Source organism: Ruegeria sp. BG10, from assembly GCF_056538575.1.
This window is the reverse complement of sequence record NZ_JBQFTI010000003.1, coordinates 172,895-197,552: the sequence shown is the minus strand read 5'-3', so window position 1 is coordinate 197,552 and position 24,658 is coordinate 172,895. Positions and strand designations below refer to the sequence as shown.

At 61.2% G+C, this 24,658-nt stretch carries 28 protein-coding genes, 2 tRNA genes and 1 riboswitch; of the genes, 10 read left to right on the top strand and 20 right to left on the bottom strand.

All coding sequences use genetic code 11. The annotated features are described in order from the left end of the window. Window positions 1–188 precede the first annotated feature (188 nt). Window positions 189–887, top strand: coding sequence for a fumarylacetoacetate hydrolase family protein (locus ACR0D8_RS14320; RefSeq protein ID WP_480647459.1), 699 nt, complete (start codon window positions 189–191; stop codon window positions 885–887). Window positions 888–890: 3 nt separating this feature from the next. On the opposite strand, the gene ACR0D8_RS14315 is transcribed toward ACR0D8_RS14320, so the two are convergent. After that, window positions 891–2,105 carry a winged helix-turn-helix domain-containing protein gene (locus ACR0D8_RS14315; protein WP_480647456.1) on the bottom strand — a complete coding sequence of 405 codons (1,215 nt, stop codon included), beginning with the start codon at window positions 2,103–2,105 and terminating at the stop codon, window positions 891–893. A gap of 4 nt (window positions 2,106–2,109) precedes the next feature. Beyond that, the gene (locus ACR0D8_RS14310; RefSeq protein ID WP_475155930.1) at window positions 2,110–3,135 is read right to left on the bottom strand and encodes a LacI family DNA-binding transcriptional regulator; all 1,026 of its coding nucleotides are present in this window, start codon (window positions 3,133–3,135) and stop codon (window positions 2,110–2,112) included. A 115-nt stretch (window positions 3,136–3,250) separates the two neighbouring features. Between ACR0D8_RS14310 and ACR0D8_RS14305 the strand changes: the two genes are divergently transcribed. Then, a tRNA-Arg gene (locus ACR0D8_RS14305) sits at window positions 3,251–3,327 on the top strand. Between the two features lie 54 nt (window positions 3,328–3,381). Here ACR0D8_RS14305 and ACR0D8_RS14300 read toward each other — a convergent pair. From ACR0D8_RS14300 to ACR0D8_RS14275, 6 genes are all read right to left on the bottom strand, one after another. Beyond that, the gene (locus ACR0D8_RS14300; protein WP_480647454.1) at window positions 3,382–4,002 is read right to left on the bottom strand and encodes a peptidoglycan recognition protein family protein; all 621 of its coding nucleotides are present in this window, start codon (window positions 4,000–4,002) and stop codon (window positions 3,382–3,384) included. A 45-nt stretch (window positions 4,003–4,047) separates the two neighbouring features. Beyond that, window positions 4,048–4,623, bottom strand: coding sequence for a hypothetical protein (locus tag ACR0D8_RS14295; RefSeq protein ID WP_480647453.1), 576 nt, complete (start codon window positions 4,621–4,623; stop codon window positions 4,048–4,050). An 82-nt stretch (window positions 4,624–4,705) separates the two neighbouring features. Next, window positions 4,706–5,749, bottom strand: coding sequence for an ACR3 family arsenite efflux transporter (arsB, locus tag ACR0D8_RS14290; RefSeq protein WP_480647451.1), 1,044 nt, complete (start codon window positions 5,747–5,749; stop codon window positions 4,706–4,708). Beyond that, window positions 5,746–7,011: an organoarsenical effux MFS transporter ArsJ gene (gene arsJ / locus ACR0D8_RS14285; RefSeq protein WP_480647449.1), complete on the bottom strand. Its 1,266-nt coding sequence runs from the start codon at window positions 7,009–7,011 to the stop codon at window positions 5,746–5,748. Before arsJ ends, arsB begins: the two co-directional genes overlap by 4 nt. Then, on the bottom strand, window positions 7,008–8,006 hold the full coding sequence (locus ACR0D8_RS14280) for an ArsJ-associated glyceraldehyde-3-phosphate dehydrogenase (protein ID WP_480647447.1): 999 nt from the start codon (window positions 8,004–8,006) through the stop codon (window positions 7,008–7,010). Before ACR0D8_RS14280 ends, arsJ begins: the two co-directional genes overlap by 4 nt. Beyond that, window positions 8,003–8,836, bottom strand: coding sequence for an arsenate reductase/protein-tyrosine-phosphatase family protein (locus ACR0D8_RS14275; RefSeq protein ID WP_480647446.1), 834 nt, complete (start codon window positions 8,834–8,836; stop codon window positions 8,003–8,005). Before ACR0D8_RS14275 ends, ACR0D8_RS14280 begins: the two co-directional genes overlap by 4 nt. A gap of 225 nt (window positions 8,837–9,061) precedes the next feature. Here ACR0D8_RS14275 and ACR0D8_RS14270 point away from each other — a divergent pair. Continuing rightward, a tRNA-Thr gene (locus ACR0D8_RS14270) sits at window positions 9,062–9,137 on the top strand. Between the two features lie 34 nt (window positions 9,138–9,171). Here the strand turns inward: ACR0D8_RS14270 and dxs are convergent. The 6 genes from dxs to ACR0D8_RS14240 all read right to left on the bottom strand — a co-directional run bounded on the left by dxs (window position 9,172) and on the right by ACR0D8_RS14240 (window position 14,427). Further along, on the bottom strand, window positions 9,172–11,100 hold the full coding sequence (gene dxs, locus ACR0D8_RS14265; protein ID WP_480647444.1) for a 1-deoxy-D-xylulose-5-phosphate synthase: 1,929 nt from the start codon (window positions 11,098–11,100) through the stop codon (window positions 9,172–9,174). Window positions 11,101–11,114: 14 nt separating this feature from the next. Then, window positions 11,115–11,981, bottom strand: a complete 867-nt coding sequence (locus ACR0D8_RS14260) for a polyprenyl synthetase family protein (protein WP_480647442.1) — start codon at window positions 11,979–11,981, stop codon at window positions 11,115–11,117. Continuing rightward, entirely contained in the window at window positions 11,982–12,224 is a 243-nt protein-coding gene (locus ACR0D8_RS14255; protein WP_480647440.1) for an exodeoxyribonuclease VII small subunit, read from the bottom strand. It lies immediately after the preceding gene. Continuing rightward, the gene (locus ACR0D8_RS14250) at window positions 12,221–13,147 is read right to left on the bottom strand and encodes a histone deacetylase family protein (RefSeq protein WP_480647438.1); all 927 of its coding nucleotides are present in this window, start codon (window positions 13,145–13,147) and stop codon (window positions 12,221–12,223) included. Before ACR0D8_RS14250 ends, ACR0D8_RS14255 begins: the two co-directional genes overlap by 4 nt. A gap of 69 nt (window positions 13,148–13,216) precedes the next feature. Next, complete coding sequence (locus ACR0D8_RS14245) at window positions 13,217–13,918, bottom strand: response regulator (protein WP_475155836.1); 702 nt, start codon at window positions 13,916–13,918, stop codon at window positions 13,217–13,219. Beyond that, window positions 13,915–14,427 carry a MarR family winged helix-turn-helix transcriptional regulator gene (locus tag ACR0D8_RS14240; protein ID WP_475155834.1) on the bottom strand — a complete coding sequence of 171 codons (513 nt, stop codon included), beginning with the start codon at window positions 14,425–14,427 and terminating at the stop codon, window positions 13,915–13,917. Before ACR0D8_RS14240 ends, ACR0D8_RS14245 begins: the two co-directional genes overlap by 4 nt. A gap of 160 nt (window positions 14,428–14,587) precedes the next feature. On the opposite strand from ACR0D8_RS14240, the gene ACR0D8_RS14235 reads away from it, so the two are divergent. The 5 genes from ACR0D8_RS14235 (at window position 14,588) to ACR0D8_RS14215 (ending at window position 19,103) form a co-directional block, all read left to right on the top strand. Continuing rightward, a complete protein-coding gene (locus ACR0D8_RS14235) occupies window positions 14,588–15,454 on the top strand; it encodes a branched-chain amino acid aminotransferase (RefSeq protein WP_480647436.1) in 867 nt (288 codons plus the stop codon). A gap of 126 nt (window positions 15,455–15,580) precedes the next feature. Then, window positions 15,581–16,531 carry an AraC family transcriptional regulator gene (locus tag ACR0D8_RS14230; protein ID WP_475155824.1) on the top strand — a complete coding sequence of 317 codons (951 nt, stop codon included), beginning with the start codon at window positions 15,581–15,583 and terminating at the stop codon, window positions 16,529–16,531. Window positions 16,532–16,640: 109 nt separating this feature from the next. After that, window positions 16,641–17,006: an SPW repeat domain-containing protein gene (locus ACR0D8_RS14225; protein WP_480647434.1), complete on the top strand. Its 366-nt coding sequence runs from the start codon at window positions 16,641–16,643 to the stop codon at window positions 17,004–17,006. A gap of 135 nt (window positions 17,007–17,141) precedes the next feature. Further along, the gene (locus ACR0D8_RS14220) at window positions 17,142–18,710 is read left to right on the top strand and encodes an alkaline phosphatase D family protein (protein WP_480647432.1); all 1,569 of its coding nucleotides are present in this window, start codon (window positions 17,142–17,144) and stop codon (window positions 18,708–18,710) included. A gap of 201 nt (window positions 18,711–18,911) precedes the next feature. Next, window positions 18,912–19,103: a hypothetical protein gene (locus ACR0D8_RS14215; protein ID WP_480647430.1), complete on the top strand. Its 192-nt coding sequence runs from the start codon at window positions 18,912–18,914 to the stop codon at window positions 19,101–19,103. 34 nt (window positions 19,104–19,137) lie between these two features. Here ACR0D8_RS14215 and cobO read toward each other — a convergent pair whose 3' ends face one another. The 5 genes from cobO to ACR0D8_RS14190 form a co-directional block, all read right to left on the bottom strand. Further along, window positions 19,138–19,737 (bottom strand): cob(I)yrinic acid a,c-diamide adenosyltransferase, encoded by a 600-nt coding sequence (gene cobO, locus ACR0D8_RS14210; protein WP_480647429.1) that lies wholly within the window; start codon window positions 19,735–19,737, stop codon window positions 19,138–19,140. Window positions 19,738–19,795: 58 nt separating this feature from the next. After that, window positions 19,796–20,731: a DMT family transporter gene (locus tag ACR0D8_RS14205; protein WP_480647427.1), complete on the bottom strand. Its 936-nt coding sequence runs from the start codon at window positions 20,729–20,731 to the stop codon at window positions 19,796–19,798. A gap of 46 nt (window positions 20,732–20,777) precedes the next feature. Then, complete coding sequence (locus tag ACR0D8_RS14200) at window positions 20,778–21,440, bottom strand: HD domain-containing protein (RefSeq protein WP_480647425.1); 663 nt, start codon at window positions 21,438–21,440, stop codon at window positions 20,778–20,780. Next, window positions 21,424–22,524: a chorismate synthase gene (gene aroC, locus ACR0D8_RS14195; protein ID WP_480647423.1), complete on the bottom strand. Its 1,101-nt coding sequence runs from the start codon at window positions 22,522–22,524 to the stop codon at window positions 21,424–21,426. The genes ACR0D8_RS14200 and aroC overlap by 17 nt, the downstream gene beginning before the upstream one ends. A gap of 94 nt (window positions 22,525–22,618) precedes the next feature. Next, window positions 22,619–23,059, bottom strand: coding sequence for a 6,7-dimethyl-8-ribityllumazine synthase (locus tag ACR0D8_RS14190; protein ID WP_480647421.1), 441 nt, complete (start codon window positions 23,057–23,059; stop codon window positions 22,619–22,621). A gap of 74 nt (window positions 23,060–23,133) precedes the next feature. After that, a riboswitch (FMN riboswitch) is annotated at window positions 23,134–23,281 on the bottom strand. A 54-nt stretch (window positions 23,282–23,335) separates the two neighbouring features. Here ACR0D8_RS14190 and ACR0D8_RS14185 point away from each other — a divergent pair. Then, window positions 23,336–23,950, top strand: coding sequence for an FMN-binding negative transcriptional regulator (locus tag ACR0D8_RS14185; RefSeq protein WP_480647419.1), 615 nt, complete (start codon window positions 23,336–23,338; stop codon window positions 23,948–23,950). Between the two features lie 12 nt (window positions 23,951–23,962). On the opposite strand, the gene ACR0D8_RS14180 is transcribed toward ACR0D8_RS14185, so the two are convergent. Beyond that, window positions 23,963–24,406 carry a c-type cytochrome gene (locus ACR0D8_RS14180; protein WP_480647417.1) on the bottom strand — a complete coding sequence of 148 codons (444 nt, stop codon included), beginning with the start codon at window positions 24,404–24,406 and terminating at the stop codon, window positions 23,963–23,965. Window positions 24,407–24,493: 87 nt separating this feature from the next. Between ACR0D8_RS14180 and ACR0D8_RS14175 the strand changes: the two genes are divergently transcribed. Next, window positions 24,494–24,643, top strand: a complete 150-nt coding sequence (locus ACR0D8_RS14175) for a hypothetical protein (protein WP_480647415.1) — start codon at window positions 24,494–24,496, stop codon at window positions 24,641–24,643. The last annotated feature ends 15 nt before the right edge of the window (window positions 24,644–24,658 follow it).

Genomic DNA, 24,658 nt, shown 5'->3' with positions numbered 1-24,658 from the left:
GGTTTTTCAAGACACGGCCATCCAATTGTGAACACGTCCCGATCACGTCCTCGCAGGTACGGATGGCGGGCTTGCGCGCCGCGCCAAGGGCCTGCAACGGCCCGGTCAAGCGGGAAGCGGTCGAGAAGGCTTGTCCAGGCAATGATCTTCACTAAGATGCGCCTCGTTTGACGCAAAAGGGGGCCCGGATGCCGGACAGCGTGTTTACTCTTCCCGAACCGCTTGCAATTCCTGTGCAGGGGCAGCAATCGTCTTATCCGGTGGGACGGATCTTTTGCGTTGGCCGCAATTATGCGGCCCATGCGGCCGAAATGGGCCATGAGGTCGATCGCGAGGCGCCGTTCTACTTCACGAAATCCGCGCCCAACGCGGTTCTGTCCGGGGCAACGGTGCCCTATCCGCCGGGCACGGAAAACTACCATCACGAAATGGAACTGGCCGTTGCGGTCGGACGACCGCTGTTCCACGCCGCACGGGCCGAGGCCCGGGATGCCGTTTTCGCCTATGGCTGTGCGCTGGACATGACCCGCCGCGATCTGCAAATCCGCGAACGCAACAAGCAGCGACCCTGGGATCTGGGCAAGGATGTCGAGAATGGCGCGGTGTTTGCGCCCCTGACCCCCGCCAGCGACTGGTCGCCCAGGGACAGCACCCGCATCCACCTCAGCGTCAACGGGCAACTGCGTCAGGACGCGACTCTGGAGGAGCTGATCTGGAAGATCGACGAGATCCTCAGCCACCTGTCCGGGTATTACCACCTGCGGCCCGGTGATCTGATCCTGACCGGAACCCCGGCCGGGGTCGGGCCGGTGCAGGCCGGTGACGTGATCGAGGGTGGAATTGACGGGCTGGCCCCAGTTCGTCTGACGCTGTCGGCGGCGGAATAGGCCCTATGTAGGGGCTTTCAGCCAATCCCCGGCAAACTCCACATCGTCAAGCCCGGCAAATCTGCGAACCCGGTCCAGCTCTGACCGCAGCCGCCGGGTGCGCGCGTCGGACCAGCGCAGGTTGCGTTCGGGCCACATTGCGCGGACCTGAAGAACCCCCCGGTCCCGATGCGCCTTCATGTCGATGCGGCCGATCAACCGGTCACCTTCCAGCAACGGAAACACATAATACCCATAGGTCCGCCTGGCGGCGGGAACAAACACCTCGATCCGGTAGTGGAACCCGAACAGGCGCTCCGCCCGGTTGCGGTCGCGCAGCATGGGGTCAAACGGGCTGAGCACCCGGATGCGGCCGGACGGAGATGGCAGGGCATCAACCTCTCCGGCCAGCCCCGGACGGGCCAGCAGTTTGCGGACACGCCCATCCGCGCATGTGATCTCGATCTCTTCCAGAGTCCCGTGTGTCAGGCCCTGCTCGCACCAGCTTTTGGCCTCGGCGACGCTGACGGTATCCCAGAACGCGGCCAGCTCTCCGGGCGTGGCAAAGCCCAGCCGGTCAAGCGCCGCGTTACACAGCCAATCAATGGTTTGGTCCGCGTCACACGGCATGTTGCCCGGGCAAAGATGCGTGTCGATCACCCGCTCCGTCAGGTCATAGCGTTTCTGAAACCCGCTGCGACCAATGACCGTCAGCGCGCCGGACCGCCACAGAAACTCCAAGGCGGTTTTGGACGGGTGCCAGTCCCACCAGCCGCCCGAGCCTTTCTTTTCATCCTTGCCGACATCCGATGACGACACCGGACCGTGATCGCGAATATGGCGCAGAACGGTCGCAAATTGCTGGTCGAACCCGTCGCGGCGCCAGTTCTTCCAGCGCGATTTCAGCAGGGCCGCATCGCGCTGAAACCGCAGATGCCAGTGGGGGTAGAAGTCCATCGGAATGACGGCGGCGTCATGGGTCCAGTGTTCAAACAGCGCCCGGTCGCGCTCGTAGAGGCGTTTAAGGTTGCCGGAACGGTATGAATGCCGGCGCGAAAACAGGATCATGTCATGGGCGCGGGCGACGGTGTTGATGCTGTCGAGCTGAACAAAACCCAGACGCCGGATCAGATCCAGCAGGTCCGCGCCTTTCGCCCCGCCCGCAGGCGGTTCCCCCAGCGCATGTCGATCCATGAAAATGGCGCGCGCGGTCTTGTTGTCCAGTCGCTGTAAAGCCACCGGATCAGCGCCGTTTCAGCGTGTCGCCATAGCTGATCTTGGGGGTCAGGGTCACGCGGGTGTCGACCTCGGCATTGGGGTCGGCCAGCTGTGTTGCGATAATCTCGGCCGCCTTGCGCCCGATCTCAAGCCGGCAGGCATCCATCGTGGCCAGCTTGCGGGGCAGACCCTGCAGCAGTTCGACATTATTGAATCCGGCCAGGCCGATCTGGCCCGGAACCTCGATCCCCTGATCCAACAGGTACAGCAACCCGCCGGCACCGATCATATCGTTAGAATAATACAGGAAATCCAGTTCGGGAGAGCGCTCCAGCATGGTTTGCGTCATCTCGCGCCCCTTGGCCAGAGCGGACCCGCCGGAATAGAACTCCCGGTCCTCGATCTCGACCCCGTGTTTGCCCAGAACTTCGGTGAAGCCTTCGAACCGTTTGCGGGCGCGGTGGTCCAGCGGCATCTTGGTGCCCATAAAGCCGATATGTTCATACCCTGCCTTCAGGATCGCCTGCGCCATCTCGCGCCCGGCGCGGCGGTGCGAAATCCCGACCATCGCGTCCACCGGCTTGCCGTCGGTATCCATGATCTCGACCACCGGTATGCCGGCCGAATCCAGCATCGCCCGCGCCGCGTCTGTATGCTCTAGCCCCGCAATGATCACGCCCGAGGGCCGCCACGAGAGCATCTCGTAAAGCACTTTTTCCTCTTTTTCCGGCATATAATCGGTGACGCCGACCACCGGCTGCAATTCAGTGTCTTCCAGCACCTGATTGACGCCGGTCAGCACCTCGGGAAACACCATGTTCGACAGCGAGGGGATGATCACGGCCACCAGGTTCACCCGGCTTGAGGCCAGCGCGCCTGCGATCTTGTTGGGCACATATCCCAGCTCTTTCGCGGCGGCCAGAACGCGGGTGCGGGTGGCGTCCGAAACGTCGCCCCTGTTCCTCAGAACCCGGCTGACCGTCATTTCCGACACTCCGGACGCTTCCGAGACATCACGAAGGGTAAGCGGGCGTTTTGTTTCTGTGGTCACGGAAGGCACCTGCGTTGTTGTTTTGCCGGATGGTAGCGTGAACAGGGCGCGATTTACAACTGTTACGCAAAGGTCATGACAAGCCGAAAAAACACAGGTACAGAGAGCCTTGCGCGGCCCCGTGGCTCAACTGGATAGAGCAGCCCCCTCCTAAGGGGCAGGTTGCAGGTTCGAATCCTGCCGGGGTCGCCAGTATGACTATCAGGCTGAGAGGCGAAGCGGCAAAGTTGCGTGTCGTTTCAATGTCTAATTTTTGCGGGTCTCGACGCCAGTTTTGGCCAGGTTCGCGACGATGTTCTCTAGTTCCGCTTTCAGATGCCGCCCGGGGCACTGGGTGGCGGCGAAAGTTCCGTGATGATCAATGTTATCGGGCGAAATGCTGTATTGGAGCGTCAGGTTTTTCAGCAGGTCAACAAGAGACATCAATTGGGATTGCGAAGGCATCTCGTTGTCAAAATTCCCTTCTAGCGCGATACCAATGTGACCCATAGGGTCGTAATTCGTGTTTGTGTCGCCGGCATATTCCACAGGGCGTCCCTCTGCGATGGTGCCATTCGTGTCTATGTAGAAGTGATACGGAACGTCGCCCCAGGCAATCTTGGACCTGCCGTCAGCCAAAATCGTTGCGCTCTGAGAAAACCTCTGAAGCGATTTCATCTTTTCGCCAATTGAAACCGCTGGACGGGCGGCAGTTGCAGTGTGGTGTATGGTTATCCGTGAAGGCGAATGGCGAAGCATTGGGCGGCTGGGATTTCTGGCCCCCCAACTTTCCCTGTTCACAAAATCAAAAGCCCACAGCTTTTTACCCATCACTGCAAAAATGGAGATAAAGGCCAAGAGCCATCGTCTTTGCAGTTTGGGCGCCACTCGCGTTTCACCTCATTGTCATGTTTTGAAAGCAAAGATGCCGGGTCAGTTTGTCTTAACATCTCCACCGGATTTTATATAGGCTTCAGGGACCAGATGCAGGACACTTTCCCTTATTGATTCGGCCTCGGCCCGCGTTCCCGAAGAAATGGCAAGAGCGTAGAGCCCGTCCTTGAGGTTCGAATAATCATCGGTGTTCAAAATAACCGTCTCTTGGCTCACGCTGGAGGCCAGTTTTGATTTGAGATCCTGTGCACCGGCATAGTCCGCGTGCGGGAAGGCCCCGAGGAAGACAAACCATGGCGTGTCTACAACCGGAGTCGGCTGTACCGGAACAGGTGGGGCTGGTTCATTATCCGCTGTCTGACTGTCTTGCTCAGTGTCCATGGGCACAGGTGCGGATTTGTCTACGGCAAGCATTTTGGAAAGATCGGGCAAATAATCTTTTGCCGGAGAAATGAACAATGAAAGGCCCACGAACAGTACGCCTATGGACCCGACAATTACACGCACAAAGGGGCTGCTAGTACCGACTTCAAGCTCTTTCGCCTTAACCTTGCCAGCAAGGCCTACCAGAAGGAGCAGAATACCAAAAATGAGCAGAGCGACGCTATAGTCCACGGTGGTTATGTCCTCCGGGGTAGGATAATTTCATAAGCGGGTTCAAAATCGACCCATCATAGCACGAACGCTCTGGATTTTCCTAATTGCCACTATGAAGCTCTGGGTGCATTGCAGGTTCCGCAAACCGGGCGCGGGTGCGGTTGGCGAAGGCCACCAGCGACAGCATCACCGGCACCTCGACCAGCACGCCGACCACGGTGGCCAGGGCAGCGCCCGAGTTCAGGCCGAACAGGCTGATGGCCACGGCGACGGCCAGTTCGAAGAAGTTGGAGGTGCCGATCATCGCACAGGGGGCGGCGATGCGGTGGGGAACTTTCAGCGCATAGGCCGCTCCGTAAGCCAGGGCAAATATCCCGTAGCTTTGGATCAGGATCGGCACCGCGATCAGCCCGATCACCATCGGTTTGGACAGAATGGTCTGCCCCTGCAGGCCGAATAGGATGACCACCGTGGCGATCAGCCCCATGATCGACCACGGTTTGACGCGGGCCGAAAAGGCGTCGATAGCCGATTGCGATCCCAGCCTGCGGCGGGTGATCAGGCCCGCGATCAAGGGCAGCACCACATAGAGAACCGTGGCCAGCACCAGCGTCTGCCACGGAACCGAAATATCCGTGACCCCCAGCAGAAATGCCACGATCGGCGCGAAGGCGACCACCATGATCAGGTCATTCACCGAAACCTGCACCAGCGTATAAGTCGCGTCGCCCCGGGTCAGTTGCGACCAGACAAAGACCATGGCGGTGCAAGGGGCCGCACCCAGCAGGATCAGACCGGCGGTGTATTGCGCTGCGTCTTCGGGCTGAATCCAGGGGGCAAAGACATGGTCAAAGAACAGCACGGCAAGAAAAGCCATGGTAAAGGGCTTGATCAGCCAGTTGACTACCAGCGTCACGATCAGCCCCCTTGGCTGACGGGCAACGCCGGCGACCGCGCCGAAATCGACACTGACCATCATCGGATAGACCATCGCCCAGATCAGCAGGGCCACCACCAGGTTGACGCTGACCAGTTCGGCCGAGGCGATCAGCTGAACCAGCCCGGGAATGGCCTGTCCGATCAGCACGCCGCCGATCATCGCAAGGGCGATCCAGACGGTCAGGTAGCGTTCGAAGATGCTCATGTATATGCCTCATGCGTCTGATCGGTCAGTTTGCCCGAGGTCAGCGCCGCCAGCGCCACCATCACGGCAGCGGTGCCCAGAACCAGTGCCAGCCCGCCGACCTGATATGTGAGGCCGGACAGGACCGTGCCCACAAGCCGCCCGGTTGCGTTGGCCATGTAGTAAAAGCCCACATCCATCGTCACCCGCTCCGATCTGGTAAAGGCCAGGATCAGATAGGAATGCAGTGCGGAGTTGACCGCGAAGATCGCGCCAAAAGCCAAGAGGCCAAGGACAAGGGTGACGGTCAGCCATGTCTGGGGCCCTGCGGAGACCAGCACCGCGACAGTCAGCGCGGCCGGCACGCAGAACAGCGCCGCCGCCCAACTGCGCGCCGCTCGGATCAGATCGCCCTCGGGGCGGCTGGCGGCACGCAGAATTTTAGGCGCGCTGGCCTGAACGGCACCGTATAGGATCACCCAGACGGCCATGAAGGTGCCGATCATGAAGAACGCGGCGCGGTTGCCGTCTTCGGTGCCGTCGGACAGCACGGCGTAGAAATAGATAGGGATGCCCACCACGAACCACACATCCCGCGCGCCGAACAAAAAGACCCGCGCCGCGGACAGCCAGTTCACATTGGCGGATTTCGAAAACACCTCGGAGAACTTTGCGCTCTTGCGGCCTTTGGGCAGGCCGGGCGGCATGAGTGCAAAGACCGCGACCAGAATAACCGCCAGCACAATCGCCATGGCCAGTGTCGCCCACATGAAGCCCAGCGTGGCCAGCAGGGCAGCGCCCAGAAGAAAGCCCAACCCCTTCACCGCGTTTTTCGAACCGGTCAGGATGGCGACCCAACGGAACAGCCCGCCACCCGCGCTGGGCGCCAGAATTTTGACAGCGGATTTCGAGGACATCTTGGCCAGATCCTTGGCCACACCACTTGCCCCCTGAACGATCATCACAAAGGTAACTTTTGCCGGAATCGCCCAGTTAGGGTCCAGTTGAGTGAGGACAAGCAACGCCACAACCTGCAGCCCAAGCCCGGCATAAAGCGTCGAGGTCAGCCCGAACCGCGCCGCGATCCAGCCCGCGGCCAGATTGGTGCCCATGCCCGCGATTTCATAGAGAACGAACAGATAGGCCAACTGAACCGGCGAGAACCCCATTGTGTGAAAGTGCAGCAGCACCAGCATACGCAGGGCCCCGTCGGTCAGCATGAATGCCCAATAGGCCGCCGTGACCGCGACATAAGCCGACAGTCCCTCGGGCCGGTCAGTCACAGCGACTGTCCAACCATCAGCGCCACGTCGACCAGACGGTGCGCATAGCCCATTTCATTATCGTACCACGCATAGATTTTCACCTGTGTCCCGTTCACCACCATGGTCGAGGGCGCATCGACGATCGAGGACCGTTCGTCATTGGTATAGTCGGTCGAGACCAGAGGCCGCGTTTCATAGCCAAGGATGCCTTTCAAATCGCCCTCGGCTGCGGCTTTGAAGAAGGCGTTGACCTCTTCGGCGCTGGTTTCCCGTTCAACCTCAAACACGCAATCGGTCAGCGAAGCATTCAGCAGCGGCACCCGCACCGCATGACCATTCAACCGGCCTTTCAGTTCGGGATAGATCAGCGTGATCGCCGTGGCCGAGCCCGTAGTGGTCGGGATCAGCGAATTCAGCGCCGAGCGCGCGCGGCGCAGGTCCTTGGCAGGGCGGTCGACGATGGTCTGGGTGTTGGTCACGTCATGGATGGTAGTCATCGAGCCATGCCGGATTCCAAGATTTTCGTGGATAACCTTGACCACAGGGGCCAGACAATTGGTGGTGCATGACGCCGCCGTGACGATCCGGTGCTGCGCCGGATCATAGGTGCCTTCATTGACGCCGAACACGATATTGGCGGTCGGGCCGTCCTTGACCGGGGCCGAGACCACAACCTTTTTCACACCGGCCGCGAAATAAGGGGCCAGCTTCGCTTCGGTCTTGAACACGCCGGTACAATCGATCACCACATCGACACCGTCCAGCGGCAGGGCGTTCAGATCCCCGGTGCCGATGAAGGGCAGGCGTGTGCCGTCGATGGTGACACTGTCGGCGTCATGTTCAAATCGGGCGTCCCAGCGCCCATGCACCGTGTCGAACTCCAGCAAATGCGCGTGCATCGCGGGATCTCCGACCGCATCGTTGATCCAGGCGATATTGGCGCCCTTGTCCAGCAACGGTTTCAGGGCCAGTTTTCCGATGCGGCCCAGCCCGTTCACAGCATAGGTTGTCATTTTACATCCTCTGACGCGCTGCGGCCTATTTCATCGACGGCCGATTGCAGTGCGATCCGGTCGAGGCTTTCGACCGGAAGCGAGGTAAAGGCTTCGATCCGGCGTTTGAGCGCACCGTAGGCATTCTGAAAGGCAAGGCTTTTTTCGGCATCCGTGCCTTCGGCCTTGACCGGGTCGATCATGCCCCAATGGCCGCTGATCGACTGCCCGTCCCAGGGCGGGCATTCTTCGTTCGCGGCCTGATTGCAGACAGTAAAGACAAAATCCAACTCCGGTGCGTCCGGGCCGATGAATTCGGACAGGTTCTTGGACCGCAGGACCGATGTGTCATGCCCCTTGTCCTTCAGCACCTGCAGCGCAAACGGGTTCAGTTCGGAAAATGGTTTGGTGCCGGCGGAAAATGCGTTGAACTTCTCTCCGGCGATTTCGCGCAGCAGGGATTCCGCAAAGATTGAACGGGCTGAGTTGCCCACGCAAATGAACAATACGTTGAACTTCCGGTCAGTCATTGTGCCTGTTCCTTGTGTAAAGGGCATGCAGATTTCAGGGCGACCACGGCAGCAATCGACAATCAGATAGTCGAACATCCGCTGCACGTTCTTCATTTCAATCGAATAGAGCAGAGAGGTGCCGGACCGTTCCTGTCTGACCAGCCCCGACCGTTGCAGCGCGTTCAGGTAGTTCGAAAGCGTGCTTGCCTTGATGCCAAGCTCTGCCGCCAGTTCTCCGGCGGGAACCCTGTCAGGAAACCGTCGCATAAGCATGCGAAAAACCGAGATGCGCTGTGGGTGGCCCAGGATGGCCAGCTGATCCGTAATCTGTTCTATCATATTTCATGAATTATCGAAGTATAGAACAGCAGTCAATTTGATTCCATCGCGCCCGTCGCGCCCATGTAAATCGCTGAATCAGTTTGATTTCCGGTCGCAGAGCCCCAAACCAAAGACGCCTTGCACCCCCAGAACGCGGGGGAACCACCCCCGGGCTTGCCGGGCATCCACCGCAATTTCGAGGCTTGCACGCCGCAACATGACCGTTTAAACGGACCCTCGCTTGCCTCAATAGCTCAGCTGGTAGAGCAGGTCCTTCGTAAGGACAAGGTCGGGGGTTCGAGTCCCTCTTGAGGCACCACGCAATATCCGAAAATTCTGATGCCGCCCGAAAACTAGGCGCGTTTTTCGCCGAGGGTGGTGACGCCCAGAACAGACAGCACTCTGGCCTCGATCTGTTCGGCGTTCATACCGGCGACGGCATACATATCCGCCGGGCTGGCCTGATCGATAAAGATATCCGGCAGCACCATCGAGCGGTACTTCAGCCCCTGATCAAACACGCCTTCTTCCGCCAGAAGCTGGGCCACGTGGCTGCCGAAGCCGCCCACCGCGCCTTCTTCGATGGTGATCAGCGCCTCGTGGTTGGCGGCCAGATCCAGAATCAGCTCGCGATCCAGCGGCTTGGCAAAACGGGCGTCGGCTATAGTAGGGGTAATGCCGCGGGCCGACAGCGCCTCGGACGCCTTTTGCACTTCGGCCAGCCGGGTGCCGAAGGACAGCAGCGCCACACGCGCGCCGCTCTGGATCATACGGCCCTTGCCGATCTCCAGCACTTCGCCGCGTTCGGGCAGGTCGACGCCCACGCCTTCACCGCGCGGATAGCGGAAGGCAATGGGGCCGCCATTGTGGGCCGCCGCCGTGGCCACCATATGCATCAGTTCCGCCTCGTCCGCAGCGGCCATGACGGTCATGCCGGGCAGGTTGGACAGGTAGGCAATATCGAAGGACCCCGCATGGGTCGCGCCATCCGCGCCCACCAGACCGGCGCGGTCGATGGCAAAACGCACCGGCAGGCGCTGAATCGCCACGTCATGCACGACCTGATCGTAACCCCGCTGCAGGAAGGTGGAATACATCGCGCAGAACGGTTTCATCCCGCCGGCGGCCAGAGCGGCGGAAAAGGTCACGCCGTGCTGTTCGGCAATCGCCACGTCGAAACAGCGCGACGGGTAGCGTTCCGCAAACAGGTTCAGACCGGTGCCGTCGGGCATCGCGGCGGTCACCGCGACGATCTTGTCGTCCCGCGCGGCCTCGTCCACCAGCGTTTTGCCAAATACCGACGTATAGGAGGGCGCGTTTGAAGGCGCTTTCTTCTGTTCTCCGGTCACCACGTCGAATTTCGCGGTGGCATGGCCCTTGTCGCGAGCCTGCTCGGCCGGGGCATATCCCTTGCCCTTTTTGGTCAGCACATGGATCAGGATCGGTCCGGTCGCCCGCGCCTTGACGGTGCGCAAGACCGGCAGCAGCTGGTCCATGTCATGGCCGTCGATGGGGCCGATATAGGAAAATCCGAGCTCTTCGAAAAAGGTGCCGCCCATGGCCATGCCTTTCAGCATTTCCTTTGCCCGCTTGGCCCCTTCGCGGAAAGGTTCGGGCAGCAGCGATACCGCGCCCTTGGCGGCGGCTTTCAGATCGTGGAACGGAGCCTCGGTATAGATCCGCGACAGGTAGCTGGACAGGGCGCCGACCGGGGGTGCGATGCTCATCTCATTGTCGTTGAGGATCACGATCAGGCGTTTCTTCAGATGGCCTGCATTGTTCATCGCCTCAAAGGCCATGCCGGCCGACATCGAACCGTCGCCGATCACAGCGATTGCGTCACCCAGCCCCTCGGGCGTCACACCGCCCAGATCGCGGGCGACCGCGAATCCAAGAGCCGCACTGATCGAGGTTGAGCTATGCGCCGCGCCAAACGGGTCATAAGGGCTTTCACTGCGTTTGGTGAACCCGCTCAGCCCGTCCTTCATCCGAAGGGTGCGGATCCGGTCGCGCCGTTCCGTCAGAATCTTGTGCGGATAGCATTGATGCCCCACATCCCAGATGATCTTGTCGCGCGGTGTTTCGAACACGGCGTGCAGCGCCGTGGTCAGTTCGACCACGCCCAGCCCCGCGCCCAGATGGCCGCCGGTGACGGACACGGCCGAGATCGTCTCGGCCCGCAATTCCTGAGCGACCTGCCGCAGCTGCGCATCCGAAAACTGCCTGAGATCCGCAGGGCGGTTCACAAGATCCAACAGAGGCGTATTCGGGCGGTCAGACATTTGGCGTTCCTGGCTTAGCTGTCCCGGGCAATAACGAAGCGGGCGGCGTCCTTCAAGGTTTCAGCCGACGCGCCATACCCGTCCAGCGCGGCACAGGCCTGATCCACCAGTTCCGAAGCCCGGGTCCGGGCCGCATCCAGCCCCAGCAATGACACAAAGGTCGCCTTGCCGGCCTTCGCGTCCTTCTGCAGCCGTTTCCCGGCCTTTTCGGCATCGCCCTCGACATCCAAGATGTCATCAGCAATTTGAAAAGCAAGCCCAAGGGCTTGGGCATATTGGCGCAACGGTTCCGGATCGGTCTGCGCCAGACGCGCGCCCGCGCAGGCCGACCATTCAATCAACGCACCGGTCTTGCCCGCCTGAAGGCGCGTGATTTCGGCCAGTGTCAGTGGTGCGGCCGCGGTTTCCGCGGCGATGTCCAGTGCCTGCCCCAGAACCATGCCCTGCGCGCCGCTGGATTGCGCCAGCATCAGTGCCAGTTCCGCGCGAATCTCGGCGTTTCCGGCTTCGGGCCGGGTGCAGAGTTCGAATGCCAGTGCTTGCAGCGCGTCTCCGGCCAGAACGGCCGTGCCCTCGTCCCATTTCACATGGGCTGTCGGGCGTCCGCGCCGCAGATCGTCATCATCCATGCTGGGCAGGTCATCATGCACCAGAGAATAGGCATGTAACGCTTCGATCGCAGTGGCGGGCCAGATCGCCTGCGCGGCCCCGATGCCGTGCAGGCGTGCGCTTTCCAACACCAAAAACCCGCGCAGACGTTTGCCGCCTTCGGTGGCATAGGCCATCGCCCGGGTTACATCCAGTTTGTCCAGCATCCCCAGCACCAGATCAAAGTGCTGCTGAATCCGGGCGGCATCCTGCGCCAGTATGTCCCGAAACATTTACTGACCTTCGACAGGGGTCGTCCCGGTTGGCTGGCCTTCGGCGTCCAGCGTGATCGCGGCGACTTTTTCCTCGGCCCGCTTCAGCTCATCCTCGCAGCGCTTCTTCAGCGCCGCGCCGCGCTCATACAGCGCGATGGACTGGTCCAGCGCGACATCGCCCCGTTCCAGCTGGCCAACCACGGCCTCCAGCTCTTTCATCGCCTGTTCGAAGGTCATCTGGTTTACAGGAATATCGGTCATCGGGCTGCCTTTATCAGTTCTTCCACATGGGCGCGTGTGGCCTCGGCCAGTGCGTTCAGATCATACCCGCCTTCCAGAGTCGAGACGATACGGCCATCGCACAGATCCCGCGTAATCCCGCACAACCCGGCGGTGACCCAGGCGAAATCGCCGGTAGACCAGTTCAGATTGGCCAGCGGATCATCCTGATGGGCGTCGAACCCGGCCGAGATGATGATCAATTCGGGCCTGAAGGCACGCAGGCGGGGGAATGCCTGCGCCTCATACGCCGCGCGCATCTCGGCCCCGCCGGTGCCGGGGGCCAGGGGAATGTTCAGGATGGTCTCATACGCGCCGGTCTCATCGGGTCGCCCCGATCCGGGCCAAAGCGGCATCTGCTGGCTGGTGATCACCAGCGCGCGCTTCTCGTCCCACAGCAGGTCCTGCGTGCCGTTGCCGTGATGCACATCGAAATCCACCACTGCGACGCGGCTCAACCCGTGATGATCCAGCGCGTGTTTCGCGGCCAGCGCTGCGTTGCCGAACAGGCAGAACCCCATGGCAGTGTCAGTCTCGGCATGATGCCCCGGCGGCCGGATCGCACAAAACGCATTCGGCGCCTCGCCGCCCAGAACCATATCCACCGCGCGTACCACGGCCCCGGCGGCGCGATAGGCCGCATCAACCGACCCCGGAGACATGAAGGTATCGCCGTCGATCTGGGCAAACCCGTCCGCCGGACGCATCTTGCGAATATCCCGGATGTAGCTCTCGGGGTGTACCCGCAACAAATCGTCATCCGCTGCCAGAGGGGCCGTCACCCGGTTCAGGTCCAACGCCTCCAGCGCACGCAGAATAAGCTCCAGCCGGGCCACCCGTTCGGGGTGCCCGTCCGGCGTTACATGGCCAAGACAATCCGCATGGGTCAAAAGGGCGGTCTTCATTGGGATCCCCTGTTCATCTGGCTAAAAATACCTTCGCCGAAGGCCTAAAACCGCCGCGCAGCGGCATAATCAATCCGGTGCCAGCATATACCCGGCCCCGCGCACTGTCTGCAGATAGCGGGGTTGCTTCGGGTCCTGTTCGATCTTCCGGCGCAGGCGGGTGATCTGGACATCCACCGCGCGCTCCTGGGCCTGACCCTTGTCGCGGCCCAGATCCTCGACCAGTTTGGCGCGGCTGATCGGCTCGCCGGGCTGGGCCGAGAAGATTTTCATCAGCTGGCTTTCCGTCGCGGTCAGGCGCACCGGGTCTTCGCCGTGCCACATCTCACCACGTTCGACGTCATAGCGGATCGGGCCGAGGTTCAGAATCTTGGTTGCGGTGTCCTGCGCCGGTGTTTCCGGCATGCGGCGCAAAATGGCATTGATCCGCAGCAACAGCTCTTTCGGCTCGAACGGTTTGGCAAGGTAATCATCCGCGCCTGCCTCAAGCCCGGCGATGCGATGTTCGGTTTCGCCCCGGGCCGTCAACAGCAGGATCGGCGTGGTATGCGTGTCGCGCAGCGCCCGGGTCAGGCTGACGCCATCCTCGCCGGGCATCATCACGTCCAGAACGATCATGTCGAAATCCAGCCCCGACAACACCCGCCGCGCATGCGCGGCGTCGCGGGCGGCGGTGACCAGAAACCCGTTCCGCATCAGAAACTTCTTCAGCAGATCACGAATGCGCTCGTCATCGTCGACGATCAGCAGATGGGCGTCCATTTCGCTCATGAGGTGGTATCCCGCAGTTTCGTGTAGGCATGACGCATATCAGCATCCATCATCGCTTCAAGCACTTTACGAAACCCTGACACCGCCTCGGGGCCGGCCTCTTTATATGCCGCCCGCATGCGCACGCGCTGGGCTTCGGACAGCCTGGCCTCCAGCGCCCGGCCCTGTTCGGTCAGAAACAGGTGCCGTTCGCGCTTGTCCACGGTGCCGACCCTGCTTTCGACCAGCCCGTCGTCAATCAGCGTCCGCAGCACCCGGTTCAGCGACTGTTTCGTCACCCCGAGAATGGCCAGCAGATTGTTGACGGTGGTGCCCGGCGCGCGATTGATGAAGTGGATGGCCCGGTGATGCGCACGCCCATAGGCCATCTGGGCCAGGATACGGTCGGGGTCGGCGGTAAAGCCGCGATAGGCGAAAAACATCGCTTCGATCCCCTGCCGCAACTGCTCATCGGTCAAAAACAACAGGCTCTCACCGCCAAAGACCTGGGCGGGGCGGGTATCCGACATATTATGCCTCATTCGTTACACCGGGCCGACTTTATGTCAGCGTTATTGACATTCCAAGAGTGGACAGGTATCGAGTCGCAGTTTTTGCGCAACTTTATGTCCGGTTCGGACTTAATTGGCGCAACAATCGGAAATTTCAACCCAGGTCAGGAGGTTTCGCATGGCGGGGTATGATGATCGTGACGGTGTGATCTGGATGGATGGAGAACTGGTGCCCTGGCGCGAAGCCAATGTGCACATCCTGTCTCACGCGATGCACTATGCGTCTTCGGTCTTTGAGGGCGAGCGCGCCTATGACGGCAAGATCTTCAAAAGCCGCGAACATTCCGAACGTCTGATCGCCTCGGCCGAGGCGCTGGATATCCCGATGCCCTTCACGGTCGATCAGATCGAGGCCGCCAAGCAAGAGGCGCTGAATGCCAGCGGGCTACAGGATGCCTATATCCGCGCGCTGGTCTGGCGCGGGTCGGGCGAGGATATGGGTGTGGCGTCGGCGCGCAACCCGGTGCGCATGGCCGTCGCGGTCTGGCCCTGGGGTGCCTATTACGGCGACGCCAAGATGCAGGGCGCCAAGCTGGACATCGCCGAATGGAAACGCCCCAGCCCGGAAACCATCCCGGTTCACGCCAAGGCGGCGGGGCTCTACATGATCTGCACCATCTCGAAGCACAAGGCCGAGGCCAAAGGCTGCTCGGACGCGCTGTTCATGGATTACCGCGGCTACGTGGCCGAGGCGACCGGCGCCAACGTGTTCTTCGTGAAAGACGGCGAGGTGCACACCCCTCTGGCCGATTGTTTCCTGAACGGCATCACCCGCCAGACCGTGATCCGGATGCTGAAAGACAAGGGCATCAATGTGATTGAACGCCACATCCTGCCCGAGGAAATGGCCGACTTTGAACAGTGCTGGCTGACCGGCACGGCGGCCGAGGTCACGCCGGTGGGCCAGATCGGCGACTACACTTTTGAGGTCGGCGACATCACCCGCGAGATTGCATCGGATTACGAGGCGCTGGTCCGCGCCTGATCTGCATGGATACCGGTTTCGAAAACCCCCGCGTTTGGCGGGGGTTTTTCTTTGCCGGCCGTTCAAGCTTTTGTGCAGATCGTTCAGAAGGCTGGACGGGCGCGCAAACGGGTATAGGCTACCTGCATGTTGGACCTGCTCAGCGATATCCTCACCCGCCTGTCCCTGCGCGGGACATTCTATTTCCGCACCTCTTTTACACCGCCTTTTGGCGTTCAGGTCCCGGCCTTTCAGAACGTCGCCCGGTTTCATTTTGTTCAGCGGGGCGAGTTGAAGGTTTTTGTCTCTAACACGGGCGAAACCTTGCGTCTGAAGCAGGGCGATCTGATTCTGATCCCGCACGGGGCCGCCCATGCGCTGCTGTGCAATGAGGTCCGGCCGCCGGACGCCCTGCCGCTGGAACAGGTGCTGGAGGAGGCCGGGTATCAGGGCGACGGTGTCCTGATCTATGGTGGTGAGGACCAAAGCCGCGACACGCAGCTGATCTGCGGTCATTTTTCGTTCACCGGCCCGCCGGGGCGGCAGGGCACCGGCCATATGCTGATCGACCGTTTGCCGCCCTACATCCTGATCGAGAATTACGGGGAAGAGGCCGGCGCCTGGATCGAAGCCACCCTGCGCATGATCGGGTCCGAGATCAATGGCGCCCGCATCGGCGGCGATCTGATCGCCATGAAACTGTCCGAGGTGCTGTTTGCGCAGGCTGTCCGCGCCCATCTGGAACATCAAAGCCCCAGCGACACCGCTCTTGCCGGGTTTGCCGATCCGCGCGTCTCGCGCGCGCTGACCGCCTTTCATCAGGCCCCGGCGCGGGAATGGAGCGTCGAGTCACTGGCGCGAGAGGCCGGGATGTCACGCACCGCATTCGCGCAGCTGTTCACGGAAAAGATGGGTACGACGCCGATGCAGTACCTGACCGACTGGCGGATGCAGATTGCCTGCCACGGTCTGACGGAAAGCCGTTGGAACGTTGCTGATGCCGCGGCCGAAGTGGGCTATGCGTCCGAGGCGGCCTTTTCCCGCGTGTTCAAGAAGCAGATCGGCCTGTCCCCGGCCGCCTATCGCGCCATGCATTGATCCGACGGGTTTTCGGACGATCTGCAATGTTTTGCGAACGATCCGGGCTAATACGTTCGAACCGCCTGACCTAGCTTGAGGCCATGCCAAGCAAGGAAAGGAGATTCCAATGTCTGTTCGTTTCGTTACCCGCACCGTTCACGCCTATCTCGATTACCCGGTCGCGCTGGTGCTGATGGTGTTGCCATTTGTTCTGGGGCTGGGCCAGTCCAACCAGATGGCTTTGTGGCTTTCGGTTGCTACCGGGGTGGCGGCCTTTGTTCTGACCGTTCTGACCGACCACCATCTGGGGATCTGGCGGGTGCTGCCTTACAAGTTCCACCTGACTGTCGACCTGCTGGTCGGGATCGCCTTTCTGGCCGCGCCAAGCCTGTTTGGGTTCTCGGGCCTGGATGCGATATATTACTGGCTGAACGGCGCGGCGGTGGTCGCCGTCATCTCGCTCAGCGCGCCGGAACACGGGATGGCCGCCTGAGCGACATATCCACAGGTGTCACAATATCATCGTGATACTTTCAAGAATCTGAGCCGCCTGTTTTACAAACCGGCGGCTCACTGCCGCTCACCAATCGCGTGGCCGTTCCGCGGGCCACCAGACAGGAGAGCCCCGATGACCAAGATCCTTCGCCCCAACCGCCGCGCCTTTCTGGCTGGCAGCACCGCATTTGCCGCATCGCTGTCCTTGCCTGCACTCAGCCGCGCCGGGTCGCGCCCGGTGTTCACGCATGGCGTCCAGTCCGGTGATGTAGACACCGGTTCGGGCATGATCTGGACCGGCACCGACCGTCCGGCGCGGGTAATGATGGAGGTTTCGACCACCGAGAGCTTTGCCGACGCCCGCAAGCTGACCCCGATGGACGCGATCCCAAACAGCGATTTCGCGGTCAAGCGGCTGGTCGAAAATCTGCCTTCGGATCAGGAAATCTTTTATCGTTTCGTGGCCGCCGATCTGAGCGATATCAATATCACATCAGAGCCTGTTGTGGGCCAATTCCGCACTGCCCCGACCGCGCGCCGCGATATCCGTTTCGCCTGGTCGGGCGATACAGCCGGTCAGGGCTGGGGTATCGACGACGAGGGCATGCGCACCTACGCCACCATGGCGCAGCACCGGCCGGATTTCTTCATCCATTCAGGCGACACGGTCTATGCCGACGGTCCGATGCAGGACACGGTGGAAAAAGACGGGCAGGTGATCTGGAAGAACACCACCCTGATCGACGAAAAGCGCAAGGTGGCCGAAACGCTGGACGAGTTTCGCGCCCAGTGGAAATACAACATGATGGACGTGCATGTGCGCGCGATGAATGCCGTTTGTCCGACCTTTTTCCAGTGGGACGACCATGAGGTGGTCAATAACTGGTCGGATGCCAAGGACCTGATCTTGGATGATCGCTATACCGAGAAATCTGTGCATGTGCTGCAATCCCGCGCCGCGCGCGCTTTTCATGAGATGACGCCGCTGCGGATGACACCTGCCGAGCCGGGGCGCGTCTATCGCAAGATATCCTACGGTCCGATGCTGGATGTCTTTTTCCTGGACCTGCGCAGCTATCGCGGGCCGAACGGCCCGTCGATGGAGGATGAGATCACCGACCAGTCCCGCATTCTGGGGGCCGCACAGCTGGCCTGGCTGAAACAGCAACTGGCCGCGTCGCGGGCGACCTGGAAAGTGATCGCTTCGGATATGCCGATCGGCCTGATCGTCTGGGACAACTGGCGGGAAAAAGCCGGAGCCGAGGCGATATCCAATGGCGACAGTGGCCCTGCCAAAGGGCGTGAGCTTGAGATCGCTGATCTGTTGCGGTTCATCCAGACGGCGGGCATCAAAAACACGGTCTGGTTCACCGCCGACGTCCACTATACCGCCGCGCACTACTATGACCCTGACAAAGCGCAATTTCAGGATTTTGAGCCGTTCTGGGAGTTTGTTTCGGGCCCGCTGCATGCAGGCACCTTTGGTCCGAACGCGCTGGATGGCACGTTTGGACCCGAGGTGAAATTCGTCAAAGCCCCGGCTGAGGGGCAGGGCGTCAATCTGCCTCCCAGCGCGGGGCTGCAGTTCTTTGGTCTGGTCGATATCGACGGGGCCACCCAGCAAATGACTGTGCGCCTGATGGACCGGGCGGATACCGAGCTGTGGTCCGTCACACTGGACCCGCAGCCGCAGGCGATCTGATTGCCGATCCTCCTGCGCGACCCGATGATGGTTTTGAGCGCGTTTTGCCCTTGATTAATCCGACAAAAATAGTCAGATTACAGGCAAGGCCAGATGCGATAGCATCCAGCATGAGATTTCGAGGCGGTCTGCGGGCCTAGCGCATAATAGGGTGAGGGCGCGCCACCGCCTCGGAAACGACGCCGGCGACAGGGCTTGAAGATGGGCGACTCGCTTGACGAAATTCTGGCACGGCACGAAGCAGCCACCGCCTGCGGGTGTTGCTGCGACGATGACTTTTGCGCCTATGTCGACAAGAAGAAAGACCTAAACGCCTCAGCAAACCCGTTGCCGGCCAGCGCCGCCAGCCAACGCGGATCGGTTCGGTACCTCTACGAAAACCCGCAGGCGTAACCGCCCCGGAAATGGCGCTGATTAGCCCCTGATTTCAAAAATCCACGCCGCGCTGGGCCTTGATCCCGGCCTGAAACGGGTGCTTTTCTTCGGTCATTTCCGTAACCAGATCGGCATAATCACGCAGCGCTTGCGGCGCGTCACGGCCCGTCAGAAACACACTGGTCTTCTTTGACCGCGTGTTCAGCCCTTCGATCACCTGATCGACCGACAGGTATTCATAGCGCAGGGCGATATTGATCTCATCCAGTACCACCAGATCATATTCACCGCTGGACATCAGGGCGCGCGCCTTGTCGAAGGCGGCATTTGCGGCGGCGATGTCACGCTCGCGGTCCTGAGTGTCCCAGGTAAAGCCCTCGCCCATCGTGTGCCAGGTGACCAGATCGCGGTCTTCGAAAAACCGCCGCTCGCCCGTCTTCCATTTGCCCTTGATGAACTGCACCACGGCAACTTTCTGGCCCCAGCCCAGCGCACGGATAACCACACCGAAGGCGGCCGAGGATTTGCCTTTGCCCTTACCGGTATTGATCAGCACCAGCCCGCGTTCGGGATCGACGGCCTCGGACACTTTCTTGCGGTGCCGGGCCTGCACCTTCTGCATCTTTTCCTTGTGGTCTTGTGCGTCGCTCATCTTGGAAACCTTTTCTGATATCGGGGTCAACCTAAGCGAAGTTCGGCAAAGGTAAAGGTCAGGCTTTCGGGTCAGTGACCGCCCGCGCCTTGCCGCGTTCCAGCCCCAGTTGCCGTTCGCGCAGGATCACCAGCACGTTGCCCGCGATGACCAGGGCCGCCCCGCCCAGCATCACCAGCGTCGGCAATTCATCAAACCAGACATAGCCGATGACAATGGCGAACAGCATCGTCGTATAGTCATAAGGTGCCAGCATCGAGGCCTGCCCATAGCGATAGGACGAGGTCACGAGGATCTGCGCCACCCCGCCGATCAGCCCCATGCCGATCAGAACCGCGGCCTGCTCCCAGTTCGGCATGGTCCAGCCCCAGAACGCAGTGAGGGCGGACAGCAGGGTGGCCGTCATCGAGAAATAGAACACGATGGCGGCGGGATGGTCGACCTGCACCAGTTGCCGGATATGTATCTGCACAAACCCCCGCGCAATCGTGGCGGCCAGCACGCAGAACGCGCCGATGGTGGCCGCGGTATCCATGTTGTTGCCGCCCAGACGCGGCCAGATCATGATCAGAACCCCCAGCAGGCCGATGGCGACGGCACCGATGCGGATCATGCGGATACGTTCGCCCAGCATGATGGCCGCCAGAATCAGCGTAAAGATCGGAGTGGCATAGCCGATCGCCGTAACCTCGGGCAGCGGCAGCAGGCTGAGCCCGGTGAAGGTCAGACCCATGGCGCTGGTGCCCAAAACCCCGCGCCAGAAATGGCCCATGGGTTTTCTGACGACAAATCCCTGTGCCAGCTCTCCGCGCGAGATCAGCCAGACAATGATCACCGGGATGGCAAAGAGCGAGCGAAAAAACACCATCTCGCCGGGAGGGAAGTCATCCGAGAGGGCTTTGACCAGCGCCGACATCGACGTGAAAAGAACCAGCGCGCTGAGTTTCAGCACGACGGCCAATACAGGTCGATGCGATGTTAAGGGTTTTGCCATCGGCGCGAACCTGCGCCTTTGCGGCAAAAAGATCAACGCCCCCGTGTCACCGGGCCACCCAGCTGTGCGGCAGCGGGCTGCCGATCTCTTCGGCGAATTCCTCAAGAAACCGGATCATGCGGGCGGTTCGCTGCCGGGCCAGCTTCTGTCCGGTCCCGGTCAGCATGTCGTCCGGCAGGCTGAGCAGTTTGACCTTCCAGTGATCCAGCGAGAAATGCAGGTCATCCAGCGGCCGGTTTTCCGAGAACGGGTCCGCCGGGTCATACAGCGCGCGCCCCAGCGCGCCGGACACAGAGAAATTGCGCGCCACGCCAATGGCCCCCAGCGCGTCCAGCCGGTCGGCATCGCGCAGGATGCGGGCCTCATCGGTTTCCGGCGGGATGTTGGCCGAGAAACTATGCGCCTCGATCGCGTGCCGGATGGCTTTGATCTGATCCGGCAAATAGCCCAGTTCCCGCAGAACAGGCTCTGATTCTACGGCGGACCGGCGCGACGCAAGATGCCGGTCGGGGGCGTCTTTCGGCAGGTTCACCAGATCGTGCAGATAGCAGGCCGCCAGCAGCACGGGCATGTCGGTCCGTTCGTCGGCAATGGCCTGCGCGTTCACCCAGACCCGGTCCAGATGGGCCAGGTCATGGGCCGGATCTGTTTCCATCCGCTGCGCGACGATGCCACGCAGTTGGCTACGCAGATCAGCCGATCCGTCCACGGTTCTCTCCGATCTGGCCACGGTGCAGCAGCAGGTGGTCGAGGATTACACAGGCCATCATCGCCTCGCCCACCGGTACGGCACGGATGCCGACGCAGGGGTCGTGACGGCCCTTGGTGATGATCTCGGTTTCCTCACCGGATTTGGTGATGGTCCGGCGGGTGGTCAGGATCGACGAGGTGGGCTTGACCGCAAAGCGCACCACGACATCCTGCCCGGTCGAAATACCGCCCAGAATGCCGCCCGAATGGTTGGAACTGTATTGCGGGCCGTTCTGGCCCATGAAGATCTCATCCGCATTGGCCTCGCCGGTCAGTTCCGCGGCGGCCATGCCCTCGCCGATTTCAACGCCCTTGACGGCGTTGATCGACATCATCGCCGCGGCCAGATCCGTGTCTAACTTGGCATAAACGGGCGCTCCGATCCCGGCGGGAACGCCGCGCGCCACAACCTCGACCACAGCACCGACCGAGTTGCCGGACTTGCGCAGACCGTCGAGATAGGTGGCCCAGTCCTCGGCGGCTTGCGCATCGGGGGTCCAGAACGGGTTCTGTTCGATCTGCGACCAGTCGAAATTGGCCCGGTCAATCTTATGCGGGCCGATCTGGGTCATGTAACCGGTGATCTGAACATTCGGCGCAATCTGCCTGATCGCCTCGCGCGCCAGCCCGCCAGCGGCCACCCGCGACGCGGTTTCCCGGGCCGAGCTGCGCCCGCCGCCGCGATAATCGCGGATGCCGTATTTCTGCCAATAGGTGATATCGGCATGGCCGGGGCGGAACTTGTCCTTGATGTCACCATAGTCTTTCGAGCGCTGATCGGTGTTTTCGATCATCAGCTGCACGGGCGTTCCGGTGGTCTGGCCCTCGAACACGCCCGACAGGATTTTCACCTGATCCGCTTCGCGCCGCTGGGTGGTGAACTTGCTCTGCCCCGGTTTGCGTCTGTCCAGCCAGTGCTGGATCATGCCCTCGTCAATCGCCACGCCCGGCGGGCAGCCATCGACGGTGGCACCCAAGGCGGGCCCGTGGCTTTCGCCCCAGGTGGTGACGCGGAAGAGGTGTCCAAAGCTGTTCATCGACATGGGGCGTGCTCCTTTGCGCGTCGTGATTAGCGGGCAAGGGCCCTGGCCTCAAGCGGATTTGCGGTTGGGGCGGGGGCGCCCCAACCCGTATTTGTCACGCCGCCGGGGCCAGTTGCGCCCGGGTCGCGGTGATTTTCAGGGCTGCCTGTGCTGCTTCGCGCCCTTTTTCCACGAAATGCGCACGGTAGATGGCGTTGTGGTGATCGGTCTCCTGATACTGATGCGGGGTCAGCGAGACCGACAGGACCGGAACGCCGGTATCCATCCCGGCGCGCATCAGCCCGTCGACAACGGCCTGTGCCACGAAATCGTGCCGATAGATGCCGCCATCGACGACAAAGGCGGCGCAGGCCACGGCGGCATAGCGCCCGGTTTGGGCCAGATCGCGGGCCAGCAGGGGCATCTCGAACGCGCCGGGCACGTCGAACACATCAACCTGTTCGTCGGGGATCAGCTCTAGAAACCCCTCCAGCGCGCGGTCAACGATATCGGAATGCCAGTTGGCCTTTATGAAAGCATAGCGGGTGTGTGTCATCATGATCTCCTTCGTAAAACAGACACGTCACCCAAGGCGATCACGAGCAGACACGCCGCATCACGGCGTGGCTTGCACGTTCTCTTTCATCCGGACTGTGACCGTCGGCTCTGGCCTCTCACCAGATCTGCTGACACCCCGGTCAACGGGGCCGCTCGTGGGCTGGCGGGTCCGTGCCCGCATACCACCGGTGGGGAATTTCGCCCCGCCCTGAGAACAGGGCGGACCTTGCCAAGGACGGCGCGGTTCTGCAAGAGATTTGGCAGGAGGACCGAAATGCATCCCAACCCCGCCTTTCGCGCCGAAGACATCGCGCGCCACATCGCCTTTGCGCGGGACCGCGCATTTGGGGTGCTGGCGCTGTCGACAGATGCTGCGCCTTTGCTCAGCCATGTTCCCTTTCTGCTGCACACGGACGGCGATGTGGCCGAGCTGCATCTGGTGCGCTCCAATCCCATTGTGCGGGCGCTGAAGGAACCGCGCACCGCACGGATCGCAGTGACCGGGGCGGACGGCTATGTCTCGCCCGACTGGTACGGGATCGCGGATCAGGTGCCGACGTGGAATTATGTGGCAGTGCACCTGACTGGCCGGCTTGAACTGCGCCCGCACGGGGAATTGCGGGATCTGCTGGATCGCCAATCCGCGTTCTACGAAGACAGGCTGCGGCCCAAACCGCCCTGGAGCGCGGCCAAGATGACCGGCGACGCGCTGAGCCGGATGATGCGCATGATCCTTCCCTGCAGATTGCAGGTGGAGGATATTCAGGGCACCTGGAAGCTGAATCAGAACAAACCGGACGAAGTGCGTCTGGCCGCGGCGGATCACGTTGACGAAAACGGCTTTGGCAGTGAGATCGGGCAGTTGGCCGCGTTGATGCGGACAACGTGACCCGCAACCCGGTCAGTCGCTGAAGGTCGCCAGATAGGCGGCGATATCGTCTGCGCCTTTCTTCAGCTTGACGCTCATGTTCGGGCGGGCGGTGTTGTCATCCAGATAGTCCTGAATGAAACCAATCGGGTCCTGCGAATAGGCGGCGATGTTGTCCTGCGTCCAGACCAGACCTTCCTGACCGGCGCGGATCATGTCGTCGGTGAACATTCCGACCGGCAAACGCTCGCTTCCGTTCAGGTAATCGGTCTCGGACCCGGCCAGGCGCCCAACGACGCCATAGAGATTCGGCCCGGTGATGCCGCCTTTGACCAGAACTTCGCCATCCTTGATGATCGCGTGGCACGAGGAACAGCGGTTATAGAGTTTTTCGCCTTTCGCCGGATCGCCGGCGGCCACGGCCTGCGACGCAAAGGCCAGCGAGAAAGTCAGTACGGGGGCAATAAACTTTGACATGGGGAACGTCCTGCTGAGGGTGGGTTTTCCCCGGCCCATCAGTCATTCCCGTAGAAAGTGCAATCGAAATCGGACATGGCCAGGCCCTTGAAAAATATCTATTTTCAACTCAATATTTATCCGCCGCCGAATCCCGCGAAAGTAGAAATTAGCGTGGCAAAATCTGGTCAGGATTTTGCAGATCAGCGCCCGGTGTTTGGGGCCGACGCCGAAATCGGGGCCGGTTTTTCGGCCTGACCCGGCCATCCGAAT